This window comes from Arthrobacter sp. P1_B11 (assembly GCF_056406715.1).
In genome coordinates, this window is record NZ_JBFTZQ010000011.1 from 1 (window position 1) to 15,573 (window position 15,573).

The window sequence follows — 15,573 nt, forward strand, 5'->3', positions numbered from 1 at the left end:
GCGGGCGGCGGCGAGTTTCACGGCGGCCAAGCCGCGGACCAGGTGCATGTTCGTGGACAGCGGCTGGCCGGTGATGGGGAAGTTCTCCACGGCCCGGAGCGTGTGCACACCCCAGTACGCGGCGGCCGGAACGTCCCGGTCGCCCAGGAGATCATGCTCGGAACGGACGTCCGGAGCGGTATTGGTGATGGTCATGATGGGTCCTCACGGCTTCATTGACGGGATTGGACAGAAGTTATTGGTCTGCGGTGGAAGTTATTGGTCTGCGGTGGAAATCAGTGGTCTGTGGGGCCTGGGTGATGGCCGCCGCCCAGGACGCCGAACAGCGGTGCGCCGCATCATGGAGTAGCCGGGCATGCGCCACCGTCAGCAGCTGTTCAGGCAGCAGCGTCCCGGCAAGGTGGCCCGGCAAAGTGGTCCGGGCGGGGCGGATCAAGAACGTAGTTCAAGCAAGGCGGTCCAGACAACAGTGGTTGAGGCAACGCGGAGGCAGAAGGATTCAGCCGTCTCGATGGTTATTTCTCGCCGCCGGGGACGATGCTGACCAGAGCGCACTCCACCCCGTGGAGGTGCCTTGTCATTGCCCGGGACGCTTCCTGTGCGGATCCCCGCTCAATGGCATTGAAGATGCGCGTGTGTTCGGCGTCAGATGCCTTGCGCCGGTCAGCTACCAGGTTGAGGGTGTTCGACTGGTCCGCCATGGCCTCGCGGATGTCTGACAACACGCCTGCAAAGACGCCGTTGCCGCTGCACCGGGCTATGGTGGCGTGGAACTCGGCGTTCAGAAGCACCCAGTGCTGGAGGTCGTCCTCGTCCGCCATCGCATCAAGGATTTCGCGCAGTGCCTCCACATCCTCGGGAGTCCGGCGTTCGGCAGCCAGGGCAGCGGCCGGCACCTCGATGTGGGGGCGCGCCTCCACGAGGTCACGTGCCGAATACTTGCCGAGCTTGAGGTCCTGGGCAACGCGGTCGGCGATGACGAACGTGCCTTTTCCCGTGTACGTTGCCGTCAGCCCGAGTGCGTTGCACGAACGAAGTGCTTCACGGACCATGGACCGGCTCACGCCGTACTGCTGTGCCAGGGATGCCTCGGAATCCAGCCTGGCGCCGACGGGGATCTTGCCGCCTTCGATGGCGTTTCGGAGGGAGGTGAACACGGCTTCGGCGGCGCCGACCCGGATCACCTTGTCTTGTCCAACTGTCCAGCTGTCCAACAGGTTGCTCATGCAAGAAATATGGCACGGGTCACGTCTCCCTGTCAACGTGTGACGGCGCGCCCTGTCGTCGATTTCCTAGGCCCTGGCCAGCATCCGGAGTTTATCGAAGCTCTCGGTCCAGCCGTCCCGGTGCAGGGTAAGGCGCTCCTCCGTCGCGAACCCAGTCTGCGAGAGCGTGAGAAGCATGGCGTTACCTGCGGTCTCAAGGGACAGTGTGACGACGGTTTCACGGTCGTCCGGAGTGGGTTCTTCCCAATGGAACGTATAGACGAGTCGATTCGGCGGGTCGATCTCGAAAAACTCGCCGGCCAGGTGGAACAGATCGCCGTCCGGCGGTTGCATCGACAGGCGGTAAGCGCCGCCCTCGCGGAGGTTGACTTTCGCTTCAGGCGTCGTGAAGCCGCGCGGCCCCCACCATTTCACCAGTTCCGGCGGTTCGGTCAGCAGGCTGAAGATGCGCTCACGGGGCGCATCGAGAGTACATTCCAAGGTCAGAACCAGTCCGCCTGGCTGTTCAGTCATGTTCCGACTCTGGCACCGGACGGTCCCGGGAGTAAGTGGCCTTCCCCTTCCTGATTCGGCGGGGCTGGCTGTCACTTCGCGAGTGTCAGCAGCTTGCCCTCCTGGACGGCCTGCCGGGACAGCGTCTTGTAGCCTTCCTGCTCGAACAGCACGGTGATCACGTCCTCCTCGTGCCGCATCACCAGGCCCGGCCCCCACTCCTTGTGAACAACAGAGGCCTGGAGCGGGAACGGTTCCCCGCCCGCGGCGGCCGCGGCGCCGTCGTCGTAATCCTCCTCGTAGGCGGAGCCGTCGGCGCAGTTGTCGCAGTTGCCGCAGGGCTCGGGGAGGTCCTCGCCGAAGTAGCCCAGCAGGAACTGGCGCCGGCAGGAGTCAGTCTCGGCATAGCCGCGCATCATCTCGATGCGCGAGCGGTCCACGCGCTGGCGCGCTTCGGCGAGTTCGACGGCGCGCTCCACCACCGCGGRCAGCTTGGCGCCGGATTCCAGCCGGATGCCGCGCTTGCCGGTCTTCACGGCGCGCGTCTCCTGCAGCTGGTTCAGCAATCCGGTGAGCTTCCGCGGGGAAAAGCCGGTCTGCTCGGCAAGGGCTTTCTGCTTCAACGGTCCGTCAGCGGCGCGCAGGACAACAAGAACAGCCAAGAGCGATTCCTCGTCCGGAGTGTGCGTGCCGAAGAATTTGCGCAGGCCCAAGTCTTCGAGCCGGTAGTGCAGGACGGCGGCGGCCGGTTCGCCGTCGCGCCCCGAGCGGCCGATCTCCTGGTAGTAGCTGTCCAGGGAATCGGGGATGTCGGCGTGGATGACGAAGCGGACGTTGGGCTTGTCGATGCCCATGCCGAACGCGGTGGTGGCCACCACGAGGTCGAGCCCGTCGTCGAGGAACTGCTCGTGGGCGCGGTCCCGCTCACTCTGTTTCCGCCCGGCGTGGTAGGCCTCTGCGCGCAGCCCGCGCTCGGTGAGCTCAGCGGCGTACGCCTCGGTGTCCTTGCGGGTGGCGGCGTAGAGCAGGCCCGGACCCTTGAGTTCAGCCACCTGCTCCACCACGGCGCGGCGCTTGTCCCGGTCCTCAAGGTGGCGGACCACGTCGAGCCGGATGTTGGGCCGGTCGAAGCCGTGGACCAGGACCAGCGCGTCCTTCATGCGCAGGCGCTGCTGGATTTCGTCGCGGACCGGGGGAGAGGCGGTGGCGGTGAGGCCGACGACGGGCGGGTTGCCCAGCTGCCCACGGACCTCGCCGAGTCGGAGGTAGTCGGGGCGGAAATCGTGGCCCCAGGACGAGACGCAGTGGGCCTCGTCCACCACGAACAGCGAGACGTTCAGGGCGGCGAGGCGCTCCACGGTTTCGGTCTTGGCCAGCTGCTCGGGGGCGAGGAAGAGGAAGACGGCGTCGCCGCGTTCGGCGGCTTCCCAGGCGCCGTTCACTTCGGAATCGCTGCGGCCCGAGTTGATGGCGACGGCGGCGTCCCCGCCGAGGTCCTCGAGCAGGCCGTCCAGCTGGTCCTCCTGCAGCGCGATCAGCGGGGAAACGACGACGGCGGGACCGCCTGCGGGGGCATCCGGGCTTCCGCTGTGGCCGGCTCGGTTTTGGTGCAGGTGCAGCGCGGCCACCTGGTAGATGGCCGACTTTCCGTAGCCGGTGGGCATCACGGCGAGGACGTCGCGGCCGGCGGCGAGCGCGCGCATCCCGGCGAGCTGGCCTTCGCGGAGGTGGGGGAGTCCGAAGGTTCCGGCAGCGAGCTGGCGGAGGCCGGCGTCGTAATCGGTGGTGTTTTCGGTGGGGGTGGCGTTGGTGTCACTGGCGTGGGTGTCACTGGCGGCAGCGGCGGCGAGGGCCTCGGTCATGGTGGCAGCTCCGTGGGTGCGATCCATTGGCCGGGTGTCTTCAGCCGTGGAATCTACCCTAGTCCCAGGTTCGCCGGGCGTCATGTCGGTCCCAGCTCCGGCCGGCACCTCCCTGCCGGCCGCAGTTCATCGGTTCAAGGGTCAGCGGTCAGAGGGGCCGTGGGCTTCGGACTGGGGCGGGGAACCGCCTGTGGGCGTGAACTCTTACGGTGGCCTGGGCGGGCCTGGAGCGATTGCCCATTTCCCTGCGCCCCGCCGGTGGGTACGGTTGCCCCATGCAGAAGATTTCGATTGACGCACTGGCCACGCAGCAGCTCCAGGCTGCAGTTTCGGCCGGCAGCGGGCGGGCTGCCGACACCGTGTTCGGCGGGCACGAGAAGGTGATGCGCCAAACGGTCATGGCGCTCAAGGCGGGGACGAGTCTCAGTGAGCACCAGAACCCCGGCGAGGCAACCATTTTTGTCCTCCGCGGCTCGCTTTGGCTGCGGTCCGGCGGCGAATCCTGGCAGGGCAAAACAGGTGATTTGCTGATCATTCCGGACGGGCTGCACAGCCTGGACGCGGAGGAAGATTCAGCCTTTTTGATGACGGTGGCGAAGATCAGGCAGTAGGCACTGGTGACGTTGGCCGCACCGGCGTGGACAGTGCTGTTTGGACTGTCCGGGCACGTGTAATATCCCTTCAGGGGGCGGAGACGCCGGAGCGTCAAACTGGGGGACATCAGCGCATGTGCAAGCGATAAAGCCGTGTGAAATCAGCCGTGAAAACACTCAAGTGGGATCACTCGTGTCACTTCCGGTGAACTCACTCCTGTGACTCACTGCGCCGTCCTGACTCAATGCGACGTCCGGAACCAGCCAGCCCTCAAAAGCTGAGAGTCCGGACGGTCCCCAGCGCTACCTGCAACCTCCCCTTCCCGCCGAGCCGATGGTCCGCCAAACGGCTCAGCAGCCACCCGCGGCACTCGCCGCAAACCCATCACCCCGCCCAAATCGGTGACCCCTGCCGTCGCCAGCCCGAAAGGACAGCCATGAGCCAGCCCGGCCAGACCCCGCCTCCACCTCCGCCGGCGCCCGACTACACCACCTATGGTGCGCCGGGGTTTTTTGAAGGCCAGCAGAGCCCCGGCGGGTTTGGGCAGGGGCAGTACGCGGGCAAGCAGTATGCTCCGCAGTTCGGGGCGGCTCCGGAGAAGTTCTTCGTCACCACCTGGCTGCTGTCCCTGTTCCTCGGCGGCCTGGGCGTGGACCGCTTCTACCTTGGCAAGATCGGCACAGGCATTGCCAAGCTGCTGACTGCCGGCGGCTTGGGCTTCTGGACCCTCATTGACCTGATCCTCATCCTGGCGGGGAAGCAGCGGGACAAGGCCGGCCGGCCGTTGGCTGGCTATGCGCAGCACAGGGTGGTGGCGATTGCCGTCTCCGCGGTGCTCGTGGTGGGCGGCAGCCTCGTGGGTGCCGTCATCGGGGCCGGCGCGGCACTGGCCATCAACAGCGCCGGCACGTCGCCGATCGTCTCGGCTGCGCCTCTCACGGACGAGTCCGCGGCTCCGTCTCCTTCCGCGTCGGCTGGGGCATCCGAGGAAGCTGTTGCCGGCGATGACCGTCCCCGTCTGATTGCGCAGTCCTTCGCGGGAACCGGCGACGACGTCAAGACTGTGGACCTGAAGGGGATACCGGCGCTGGTGACCTTCACCTGCAAGGCGTGCTCGGGCAACACGGTTCTGGAGACGAACGGGGCCGAAATCATGCTCGTGAACACCGTCGGCGGCTACACCGGCTCCCACCTTGTGGACACCAGCACCGGTTCCGCAACCTCCGAGTTCGCCATCAGCGCCGACGCAGCCTGGACCCTGAAGGTGGAGGATGTGGACGCCGTCCCCACGGCCACCGGCAAGGCAAGCGGGCACGGTGACAAAGTCATCTACTGGGACGCGCCCACCGACAAAGCTGCCATTACCAACAAGGGCGAAGGTCAGTTTCTGGTGGAGGGCTTCGGGGCCGACGCTCCGGAACTGCCGGTCGACGAGGATGGCACCTACAGCGGCACGGTCCAGCTGACGCCCGGCTTCGTGCAGATCAAGTCCGAGGGTGACTGGACGATTACGGCGAAGTAGCGCCTCCGAGCGGCCTCCGCCAGGGTGGATGCCCTGACCTTAACGACGAATGGCCCCGACAGACCTCTGAGTCTGCCGGGGCCATTTTGCATGTCGGAGTCGCAGGCCATCGCCTTTATCGACCGTCAGCAGGCACATTCAACCTGCCAAAACCGCTCTTTCCCTTTATCCGTTACGAGCGCAAAATTAGCCACAACGGCTCCTAAGGTCGGCGAAAACCATGAGCAGAGAACTTTCGAATGCAGCTGCTTCGATACCTGTGGCAATTTCAGAAACCTTCCTCGATCGACACCGGCTGCGAAAAGCCAGGGCCTTACTCCTAGGCATGTTGCTGTCACTTGCCGTGCTATTCGTCCCTGCCGGACCAGGGTTCGTCGTGGGCCGGGCGGACGCAGCACGTGAGACGGCGGGCGCAATCGCCGCACCAGCGCAGCCCCTTCAAGACGCGTGCAAAAAGGCCCAGGAGCTCACGAGCAACAAGAGACCCGCGGATGCGCTGGCGCTTATCGACAAGATTCGCGGGCCAGCGCCTCAACAGGCCCAGACCATGAGCACGGCGTGCGAGGAACAACGGCTCAACGCCATCCTGAAGGCCCAGCAGATGGCAGACGAGCCCCAGAAACCCGAGACCAACCCTGCGAAGCAGGCGGCCAATGACTGGGACCGCTTTGTGAAGAACGTTGCTACCCCGTTGTCAGGTGCGGGGCTGGCGTTGCTTGGCCTTGTGGTTTTCTTTCTGCTCATCGGGAGGCTTCTCGCCTTTGTCCCGAAGATGCCTTTTTTCAAAGTTACTTCTGTGCTGCGGGCAGTGCTGCTATTTGCCGGTCTGGGACTGATATTCGGGGGTTCCTATTGGATAGTTTCCGTGCTGGCGGCGCTGAAAGCAGAGAGTTTAGACGCAGGCACCTTCTGGGCGCTCGCCGGCGTGTGCCTGGTCCCTTTCGCCGGTGCAGCGTCCCTGGCCTTCTATCTCAGCAGCAGGCTTCGCATCTCGCTGGAGGTTCGCGGCGACGACGACGAGCCAAGCAAAGCTGACGCCTCTTATGTTGCCGCACTCCTCGACGAACTTGGCGCCGCACCTCCGCGCGGAATCGAGGTCCCTCAGGGCACAGATGTGTCGGCACTGGGAGACAGCGCCCTCACCGTCGCACTCAGCAACAAGGTTCTGGCGGCGGCCCAAAAGATACTGACTTCAATATTTGGTGTCACGCCGTGGAACGTGGTGGTTTCGCCTGCCAACGAGAATTCGATAACGGTTGCCATGACGCGCAACAGTTGGGCGGTGGCCGCGGCCACCATAGACCGGACGGCACTTGGCCTGCCGGGGAAGGCGGGGGGAGGAGCGGCGCCGGCCGGAAAGGGATCGCAGGCGAAACCGGGCTCTGGAACAGCGTCGGAGCTGCACAAAATGGCTGCCGCCTTCGTGCTCGTCACGCTGGCAGGCAAGCACCACGGATTCGAGGGATTGTGCGGTGCGACGGACTGGCGGAGTCTCGGTTTGCATGACATAGCGACCACGGAGGAATGGGCAGCAGGGGATCCTGGGAGGACGCTCTTGGGTAAGGCCATTGATTTGGACCCGGAGAACATGCTGGCAGAAATAGCGCTGCAAAACCGAATGTACCGGCACGCTACTGACTCACAAACATTCAAGAAGTATGCGGATTGGCTGTCTCACAAGGCCAAAGCGATGAGAAACGACATGGACGCCGAGACCAAGTCGGCGGCGGGCTACACGTGTCTGCTGTACCGGATTGAAATGACCTTCCTGAGCGCAGTTCTCAACTTGCCCGTGACGGACGAATTCAAGGCGCTACGTTCACAAGCCCGGGCACGTGCCCATGATCTGCTGAACTCGCTCGAGCCCGGCAGGCGCGTTCGCGTCCCCGGACCACTGGCTCACGGCATGCGCCTGCATGCTGCACTCGCTTACCACGACCTTTTCGGAGCCGGCAGCGGCGTAGCATCCGACGCGGAAGCCGACGCGGGCGCCAAAGCCTGGGAGAAAATAGCAAGCCCGTCCACTGGCCACCCGCTCCCGTACTTCGTCACTTGGTACAACGAGGCATGCGCCTCACTCGCGCCCGGCGCGGCTTACGCTGCCGCCTGCAGCATTGCCAGGAAGGGCGGACTGGCTAGCGAAGCCGAAGTCACGGAGAAGCTGAGGTATGCCTTTACGATCCCGGGACTCAAGGTATGGGCGCGGCAGGATCCCGAGCTGAAGGACCTCCGTTCCAGCCCGGCCTTTCTTCAGTTTCTGGGCGTGACGGCCCGGCAGGACTTCTGGAAGCTGGAGGCATTCGCGCCCTATGAGAAGCAGCTCCGGGAAGCAGGCCTAGCAAAGCCCGGTGACCTGCACCAGAAGGAAGTGGGGCAGAGTGACATCAGCGCCTACCTTCAGGTAAGCCCCTTGGTCCTCAAACGGCTGTGCAGGCTGGCGGCGCTTGTGCGCCGGGCGGAAGCCGTGCCAGGCAGCGGAGATGCCTGGCACATCTACCCGTTCCGGGTGGAAGTGGTGGGCGCGCTGGTGCACGCAGGGATTGAATCGCCGAAGACCATCCAGGATCCATGGATAGCGGAGAATGCCTCGGACGCGGCTGGCTCCGGCGACCCGGGCCCGTTCATCACAGGGCTAAGGGAAGGCATCAAACAGCGGGTCCTGATGGCACCGGACGCCAGCCAGCTGAAGGCGTGGCTGCGCCAGCTGAAGGAGACACCTGAGGACTACGCTGGCCAATATGAAGCAGACTGACGCTACCGCCGCTACGGACGTCGCCGCCGTCGTACCTTCCGCTGAAGAGTCCGGCACGGTGCATAACGCCGCACAGCAGAAGGTGCTGGAAAGGTTGTCCGCAGCGGGGATCAGCGCCGACAGTTCGCCGCGCCGCCTGGCCGAGTACGCGTACGACGCCTCCAACTACCGGGTGCCGCCGCTGGCCGTGGTGTTCCCGCGGTCCGTGGAGGACGTGGAGGCAGCGCTCGCGGTGTGCCGGGAGACCGGGACCCCGCTCATCAGCCGCGGCGGCGGAACGTCGATGGCGGGCAACGCGATCGGGCCCGGCGTGGTGCTGGACTTCTCCCGGCACATGCACCGGATCCACGGGATCGACGAGGCGGCGGGCACCGTGGCCGTGGATCCCGGCGTGGTGCTCGCCGTGCTTTCGCGCGAGGTGGAGAAAGCCACCGGCAACCGGTTCACCTTCGCCCCGGACCCGTCGTCGAAGAACCGCGCCACCGTGGGCGGCTCGCTGGGCAACGACGCGTGCGGGAACCACTCCGTCCGCTACGGCCGCACATCGGACCACGTGGTGGAGCTCGACGTCGTCACTTCCGACGGCGCCCGGCTCACCGCCACCGCCACGGGCCTGCGCGCCACGGACGCGGCGGACAAAGTTGCGGCGACGCGCGCCGCCGCCCTGACCGACTCGCTTCAGGAGCTGGCGCACAACAATATGGCCGACTTCCGCGTGGAGCTGGGCCGGATCCAGCGGCAGGTCTCGGGTTACCACCTGGACAATCTGCTGCCGGAGAAGGGCTTCAACGTGGCCCGTGCCCTGGTGGGCTCCGAGGGCACGTGCGTGATCGTCACCGGAGCCCGGATGAAGCTGGTGCCCAAGCCGGCCAGTGCCCTGCTGGTGTGCCTCGGCTACGCGGACGTGGTGGACGCGGCGCGGGACATCGAAACCATCCTCGAATTCTCCCCGGCCGCTGTGGAAGGCATTGACGAGGCGATCGTGGACACCATGCGCTTCCGCCGCGGCGAGGGCGCGGTGCTGGGGCTGCCGGAGGGCAAGGCCTGGCTGTACGTGGACCTCGACGGCGACGACCCCGCCGAAGTCGCGGCCGAGGCCAACAGGCTGCTCGAGCGGCTGCGGCAGAACGGGCGCCTCGTGGCGGGCCGGCCCGTTCCCGACCCAACCCAGCGGGCATCGCTGTGGCGCGTGCGCGAGGACGGCGCCGGGCTGTCGTCCCGTCTTTCCACAGGCGGTGAGTCCTGGCCCGGGTGGGAGGATTCCGCCGTCGCGCCGGAGAACCTGGCCGACTATCTGGCGGACTTTCGCGGACTGCTGGACAGCTACGGCCTGCAGGGCGTCATGTACGGGCACTTCGGCGCCGGTTGCATGCACATCCGCATCACGTACGACCTGCGCGCGGCGGAGGGCCGGGACGTGTTCCGTCGGTTCTCGGCCGACGCGGCGCGGCTGGTGGTGCGGCACGGCGGCTCGCTCTCCGGCGAGCACGGCGACGGCCGGGCCCGGTCGCAGTTGCTGCCGCTCATGTATTCGCCGCGGATGCTGGAGGCGTTTGCCGCCTACCGCAGCCTGTGGGACCCGGCGGGCATCCTGAACCCGGGGTCACTCACGGACCCGGACCCGATGGATGAGAACCTGTCGCTGGACGGCGTGCCGGAGCGGGAGTGGCGTACCAGCTTCGACCTCCGGCCGCTGCACTCCGGCGGCGGGTCGGCTGCGGAGACGGACAACCCGGCGCACGCCGGTGGTAGCGGGATCGACCCGTGGGTCCACGCCGTCCAGGGTTGCATCGGCGTGGGCCGCTGCCGCACGGACGCCGGCGGCGTGATGTGCCCCAGCTACCGAGCCACCCGCGACGAGAAGGACTCCACCCGCGGCCGTTCCCGGGTGCTGCAGGACATGGTCCGCGGGGCGCGCACCGTGGAGGAGGGCTGGAAGTCCGAGGAGGTCCGCGAGGTCCTGGACCTCTGCCTGTCCCGCAAGGCGTGCTCCAGCGACTGCCCCACGGGCGTGGACATGGCCAGCTACAAGTCGGAATTCTTCGACCACTACTACCGGGGCCGGATGCGTCCGATCTCGCACTTCTCCCTGGGCTGGCTGCCTCGCTGGCTGAAGATCACCGGCCGCACGGCGCCGCTGGTCAACGCCGTACTGGCCACGCCGCTGGCGAAGGTGGCAGCCACGCTGGGCGGGATGACCACCGAACGTTCCATGCCACGGTTCGCCGGCGGCAGCGAATGGCGCAAGCAGGTTGCCGCGGCCGGCGTGGTGATGCCGGGCAGGAACGGCAGGAGGCACGACGGCGGGACTCGCCTGAGTGCCGGCGGTGCCGGTGCAGTCAATACAGACGACGGCGTGGTGCTGTTCGTGGACACGTTCACCAGGGGTTTCCGCCCCGAGGTCGCAGGCGCAGCTGCCCGCGTGCTTACCGCCGCGGGGGAGCGGACCGAGTGCTCGGCCGACGCGTGCTGTGGTCTGACCTGGATCTCCACCGGCCAGCTCGACACCGCAAAGAAGCTGCTGGGCAAGGCCGCCGAAGTGCTCGACGACGGCACGGACCGCCCCATTGTGGTGGTGGAGCCCAGCTGTGCGGCCGCGCTGCGCAAGGATCTGCCGGAGTTGGTCCACACGGACCAGGCCAAACGGGTGGCGGCACGGGTGCGGAGCTTCGCTTCGCATGTGGACCAGCTGGCACGGGCCGGCTGGTCGCCGGCGCCGTCCGAACCGCTGCCGGAGCAGGTGGTGCTGCAGACGCACTGCCACGAGTACTCGGTTTTTGGTGCCGGAACACAGCGCGCCGCGCTGACCGCCGTCGGCATCACCGACGTGGTGGACGCCACCGGGTGCTGCGGCGTGGCAGGCAACTTCGGCTTCGAGAAGGAGCACTTCGAAGTGAGCATGCTGGTGGCCGAGCAGGCGCTGGCGCCGGCACTGCGCGAGACCAGCGGGGAGTCCGTGGTGCTGACGGACGGCTTCTCCTGCGCCATGCAGGTCAAGCACCTGGACACCGAGCGGCCCGGACGCCACCTCGCCCAGCTGCTCGACCCCGGCATCGCTGGTTGAGCTTGTCGAAACCACCGCTGGTTGAGCTTGTCGAAACCGCATAGGTGACGCCCCTGGGCTGGTCGCCGGATCCCTAACGGAGCTCGCGGGCACTCCTCCCGCTGCGTCGCGGTTAGGCGGCGGGGTGGACGTGGACGATGATGACCTGGACGCCCTTGGCCCCGTTGTAGCGGAGGTCGTAGTTCACCTCAAGGCCAGTGGCGAAGCCCGACGTGATGGAAAAGTCGCTCTTACTGGCCGGGTCGCTCTCAGTGGAGCTGATCCAGCCTTCGGCGGATTCCTTGGCGATGCCGTAGCGCTGCACGCCGTCACGGATGAGCTCGTAGAACTCCTCCCTGGATCCCGCTGTGAGGAAGTACGTGACCTCGCTGAAGTCCGCCCGTGTTTCCCCCGAAAGGAAGCGGATCCTGTCCGTCTTTCCGGTGACCTCCCCGGCCGGACCCACGATCGTGAGATCGATCTTACCGGCACCCTTGGTGTTGATCTCGGGCCCGAAATTTTCGCTGACGCCCACGTTGACGGCAGCTTTCTCCAGAGTCCCAGAACTCATGTCCAGCCGGGCGGTCCGGCTCGCCTTGATCTGCTCGACGCCTGCGTCATCGAGCATGGAGAAGGCGCCGGGGGCGAGTGTAGCCGTCGTTGTGGACGTCCTCGGCCCGCTGGTCACGGTGCAGCCGGTCAGGAGCAGGCTGAACGCCAGCAGAGCGGCCGGGACGGGCGCTCTCCCTCGGAGGCCACCAGCCAGATGCTGTCGGCGCCTGAACTTACGCAGTGCGACTACGGCTGCTGCCGCCAGGATTTTGTTCACGATGTTGCTCCACGAGTTCGCTGTGCTTACGGGTGGCGGAAGGCGGATCAGCCCAGCGGGAAGACGCCGATGAACCAGAACAGGGCGACGGCAAAGACGGCGAAGAACAGACTCAGGCAGCCCAGCGCGGTTCTTGTCTGGGAGGAGACATGGAAAGACTCGTTGGGGTCGGCCGGGTTGTAGGCGACCTCCACCGGCGATCCGGGTACCGGCTGCTCCGCAAACGAGACCTCGGATTCTCCTCCGAACGGCCTACCGTGCTCGTCGGTGAACTGGTACGTGGGCCAGAAGCGCCGGTTGGGCGTCATGTTGCCGGTACCGCCGCTCCAGCCGGCGCGGCTGCCGGTCACGGTGGCCTGCACGCGCGGCCAATCGGCTGCCATCTGCTCGTGCTGTCTGTTCTTCCTGACCGCGTGGATGACGGAGTAAATGACGCCGGCAACGAACAGCGCCCAGATGACGTACAGCACGATTTTCAAGTGATCCCCCAAGGCTCACAAAGCAGTATGTCAGCTTGCCCTGCCTTCGGCAGCCTGCCGCGCCAACGGATGCCCGAGCCTGGCCACGGCACAAAGGCCTGGACAGGCCAAGCCGGGATGTCAGGGTTCTGGTCTGGCGGCGAAAGGCGGCGCGGTCTCAAACCATGCTCTGCCATGCCGGTATCGGAATGCGGATCGGGTATAGCCGGCTGGTCGGAGATCGATGATGTCCTGCGCCCCTGCCTCGGGGCGTAGTGGTTTGTCCCACCACGGGCCGAAGATTGCCGGATCGGCTTCACGCACAGGGGTGACTCCTGGGAAGTCCGCGTCGATGCGGCCGCCGTGCTTCCGGACGGGAATACCGGCAAAGGTGTGCCCGGCAAGGCCGTACAGGAGCAACCGTCTGGCATCCGGGTCTGCAGGTTCCGGCAGATCGGAGCCTGCATCCCACAGCCAGGTTTCCTCAGCGAGTGCGGTGAACTCCGTGGGAGTCAGCTCGTTGATCCGGTCGAGGCCATGTATTGGGCAGTAGTCCGCGGCAGGCACTCCTTCGTTCCACATGAGATCGTTCTCCCCATCGGGGAAGGCCCGGCGGAACTCCGCCAAACAGTTGCAGCCGGGCGCTTCAGCGGCCTCCATCGGCACCTGCCCGGCATCGTTTCTTGCGTATGGCCACCATGACGCCACGCCGCGGCCGGAGGGTATTTCCCAGACCAAGCTCCGTCCCACCCGGCCATAGGCGTACGTCCGCCACACCTGACTGACCGCTTCGGCGATGGCGACGACGCTCGCCGCGGTTCCCGCCGCCGCAAAAAAGCTAGACGACGACGCTTCCCCCAGTTCCTCGTAGGTATGGCCAAGCTCCGTGGGCAACACCCCGAAGGCCAGTGCCCAGCCGCCGCACGCCGCAGCCAGAAACAGCGGAAGCCTCAGCAGGCCACGTAGAAGCGCCCGGTTTCCTGCCCGTACGGCGTTAGGGCCCACCGCCGTCGTGCGTCCCGTGAGGGAAGCCTGCGCGAGACGACAGACCGCACGCAACTGATGCCACGGCCGAGCAGCCGCACTGACGGCCCACAGGGCGGCTGCGGCAGCGCCCAGCCACCACACGACCGCTGACGCATAGCCGTCCAGGGTGTGCGGAATGGCAGCAGCCAGCAACACCAAGGGTGCAGCCACCAGTGCGTATCTGCGGAGCAGGAATCCGACGACAGAAAAACTCAAGGCGAGGAGAATGCTCGCCATCCCGAACATGTCGATGGCGCGGTAGGCGCCGGCCCAGGCAGGATCATCAAGGGTTTCCCACCCGCGGTCCACTATGAAGGCCCCGGCCGTCGTCAGCACGCCGATAAGCCACGCGAAAGTACCTTCCCGACGGACATGGGCTCGCCGCGGAAGTGCCGCCCACGCCTCAACACTGGGCCGCACGATGGCGCTGGTCAGTGCCACCTGCCCCTCCTCATCAATAGACACGGAGACGATCATGCCACGCCTGAGGGGTCTGCGATCCTCAGCGCGCCCAGCCGTTGATGTGGCGGCGTTGAGGAGACAAGTTGGCGGGCCGCCCCCGAAAGGGGACGACCCGCCGTCGTGCGTTGTGGCTGTAAAAGCTATGCGACAGGCGCGTATGCCTTCGGCAGCTTCAGCCCGCGCTGGTCCATGAGCGCACGCAGGCGGGTGGGGTAGTCGGTGATGATGCCGTCCACGCCGAGGTCCATGAGGCGTGCCATGTCCGCGGTGGTGTTGACGGTCCACGGGATGACGGGCAGGCCGAACTCGTGCGCGTCGGCGATCATCTGCGGGGTGACAGAGCGGAACGTGGGGGAGATGACGTCGTAGCCCTGCGCCTTGGCTGCCTTGGCCAGGGAGCCGTCGTAGTCGTCGATGTCGATGCCGCCGAGCTCGGGCGCGGCGCCGGGCTTGCCCACCTGCAGCCACGCGTCGCCGCTGGAGAGGGCCACGAGGGGAAGCTGCGGGGCGATCTTCTTGGTGTAGTTCAGCGTGGACCAGTCGAACGACTGCACGGTCGTGCGGCCGGACATGCCCGCCATGTAGATCTCGGTGACCACGGCCTTGGTGAGCGCCACCGAGCCTTCGCCGCCGGCCTTGCCGTCCTCCACCTTGGTCTCTACGTTGAAGCGGACCTTCTTGGCGCCGTAGTCGCGCACCAGCTGGAAGACGTCCTTGAGTTCGGCGATCCGGTTGCCCTCGATCACCTGCTGCTCCGGGTAGCCGGCCAGCTGCTTGAAACCGCAGTTCAGCGTCTTGATCTGGGCCAGCGACAGCTCGGCCACACGGTCGCCGACATACGGGAACTCGGCATCGCCCGGGGTGGCCGGCGCGGTGTCCGCGCACTTGTCCGCCTGGATGGTGTCGTCGTGCCAGACGATCACCTTGCCGTCGTCGGTTAGGTGGGTGTCCAGCTCCAGCGTGCTCACACCCAGCTTTAGCGAGTTGGCGAACGCGGCCAGGGATTCCTCGGTCCACTCGCCGCGGCCCCCGCGGTGGGCCTGCAGGTCAAAGGAGCCGTTGCGCTCCGTGGTCTTGATAGGGGCGGCGGTGCCTGCAGCGTTCGACGACGGCGTGCCGGCGTCGGCGTTCGGGGCGGCGACGGCGGGGCTCGCCAGCGAGGTGAAGAGGGCGACGGCGGCCGCTGCGGTCAGGACTGTGCGCATGGTGATGGTTCCTCCTGGAAGACGGTGGCCGGCGCTGAGCCGCCGACCCGTCCACAGTATGGAAGCCACGTGGACACCTGAGTGCGGTGAGTTGGACCGCAG

General features: G+C 66.4%; 11 protein-coding genes and 1 pseudogene. 4 read left to right on the forward strand and 8 right to left on the reverse strand.

Annotated features, from left to right (window positions below; translation table 11 throughout):
- The 4 genes and pseudogenes from aspA to AC1D14_RS11230 form a co-directional block, all read right to left on the reverse strand.
- Positions 1-195: pseudogene (gene aspA / locus AC1D14_RS11215) on the reverse strand (aspartate ammonia-lyase); the annotation flags it as partial.
- A 320-nt stretch (positions 196-515) separates the two neighbouring features.
- Complete coding sequence (locus AC1D14_RS11220) at positions 516-1,226, reverse strand: FadR/GntR family transcriptional regulator (protein WP_230117436.1); 711 nt, start codon at positions 1,224-1,226, stop codon at positions 516-518.
- Positions 1,227-1,292: 66 nt separating this feature from the next.
- Positions 1,293-1,739, reverse strand: coding sequence for an SRPBCC family protein (locus tag AC1D14_RS11225; protein ID WP_476875855.1), 447 nt, complete (start codon positions 1,737-1,739; stop codon positions 1,293-1,295).
- A 71-nt stretch (positions 1,740-1,810) separates the two neighbouring features.
- Complete coding sequence (locus AC1D14_RS11230) at positions 1,811-3,607, reverse strand: RecQ family ATP-dependent DNA helicase (RefSeq protein WP_476968488.1); 1,797 nt, start codon at positions 3,605-3,607, stop codon at positions 1,811-1,813.
- Between the two features lie 248 nt (positions 3,608-3,855).
- Between AC1D14_RS11230 and AC1D14_RS11235 the strand changes: the two genes are divergently transcribed.
- The 4 genes from AC1D14_RS11235 (at position 3,856) to AC1D14_RS11250 (ending at position 11,512) form a co-directional block, all read left to right on the forward strand.
- The gene (locus AC1D14_RS11235) at positions 3,856-4,191 is read left to right on the forward strand and encodes a cupin domain-containing protein (protein WP_476875857.1); all 336 of its coding nucleotides are present in this window, start codon (positions 3,856-3,858) and stop codon (positions 4,189-4,191) included.
- A gap of 419 nt (positions 4,192-4,610) precedes the next feature.
- Positions 4,611-5,696 carry a TM2 domain-containing protein gene (locus AC1D14_RS11240; RefSeq protein WP_476875858.1) on the forward strand — a complete coding sequence of 362 codons (1,086 nt, stop codon included), beginning with the start codon at positions 4,611-4,613 and terminating at the stop codon, positions 5,694-5,696.
- A gap of 547 nt (positions 5,697-6,243) precedes the next feature.
- Positions 6,244-8,448: a hypothetical protein gene (locus AC1D14_RS11245; RefSeq protein ID WP_476968489.1), complete on the forward strand. Its 2,205-nt coding sequence runs from the start codon at positions 6,244-6,246 to the stop codon at positions 8,446-8,448.
- The gene (locus AC1D14_RS11250; protein WP_476968490.1) at positions 8,435-11,512 is read left to right on the forward strand and encodes an FAD-binding and (Fe-S)-binding domain-containing protein; all 3,078 of its coding nucleotides are present in this window, start codon (positions 8,435-8,437) and stop codon (positions 11,510-11,512) included. Before AC1D14_RS11245 ends, AC1D14_RS11250 begins: the two co-directional genes overlap by 14 nt.
- Positions 11,513-11,624: 112 nt before the next feature.
- Here AC1D14_RS11250 and AC1D14_RS11255 read toward each other — a convergent pair whose 3' ends face one another.
- From AC1D14_RS11255 to AC1D14_RS11270, 4 genes are all read right to left on the reverse strand, one after another.
- Complete coding sequence (locus AC1D14_RS11255) at positions 11,625-12,320, reverse strand: hypothetical protein (protein WP_230117428.1); 696 nt, start codon at positions 12,318-12,320, stop codon at positions 11,625-11,627.
- A gap of 47 nt (positions 12,321-12,367) precedes the next feature.
- The gene (locus AC1D14_RS11260) at positions 12,368-12,799 is read right to left on the reverse strand and encodes a DUF3592 domain-containing protein (RefSeq protein WP_230117427.1); all 432 of its coding nucleotides are present in this window, start codon (positions 12,797-12,799) and stop codon (positions 12,368-12,370) included.
- A 120-nt stretch (positions 12,800-12,919) separates the two neighbouring features.
- Positions 12,920-14,269 carry a hypothetical protein gene (locus AC1D14_RS11265; RefSeq protein ID WP_476968491.1) on the reverse strand — a complete coding sequence of 450 codons (1,350 nt, stop codon included), beginning with the start codon at positions 14,267-14,269 and terminating at the stop codon, positions 12,920-12,922.
- A gap of 137 nt (positions 14,270-14,406) precedes the next feature.
- Entirely contained in the window at positions 14,407-15,540 is a 1,134-nt protein-coding gene (locus AC1D14_RS11270; RefSeq protein ID WP_476881674.1) for a glycerophosphodiester phosphodiesterase family protein, read from the reverse strand.
- Positions 15,541-15,573 lie beyond the last annotated feature (33 nt).

Coding starts and splice junctions, on each gene's coding strand:
- AC1D14_RS11245 (WP_476968489.1), top strand. CDS start 6,244: ATGAGCACGGCGTGCGAGGAACAACGGCTCAACGCCATCCTGAAGGCC.
- AC1D14_RS11240 (WP_476875858.1), top strand. CDS start 4,611: ATGAGCCAGCCCGGCCAGACCCCGCCTCCACCTCCGCCGGCGCCCGAC.
- AC1D14_RS11220 (WP_230117436.1), bottom strand. CDS start 1,226: ATGAGCAACCTGTTGGACAGCTGGACAGTTGGACAAGACAAGGTGATC.
- AC1D14_RS11250 (WP_476968490.1), top strand. CDS start 8,435: ATGAAGCAGACTGACGCTACCGCCGCTACGGACGTCGCCGCCGTCGTA.
- AC1D14_RS11235 (WP_476875857.1), top strand. CDS start 3,856: ATGCAGAAGATTTCGATTGACGCACTGGCCACGCAGCAGCTCCAGGCT.
- AC1D14_RS11225 (WP_476875855.1), bottom strand. CDS start 1,739: ATGACTGAACAGCCAGGCGGACTGGTTCTGACCTTGGAATGTACTCTC.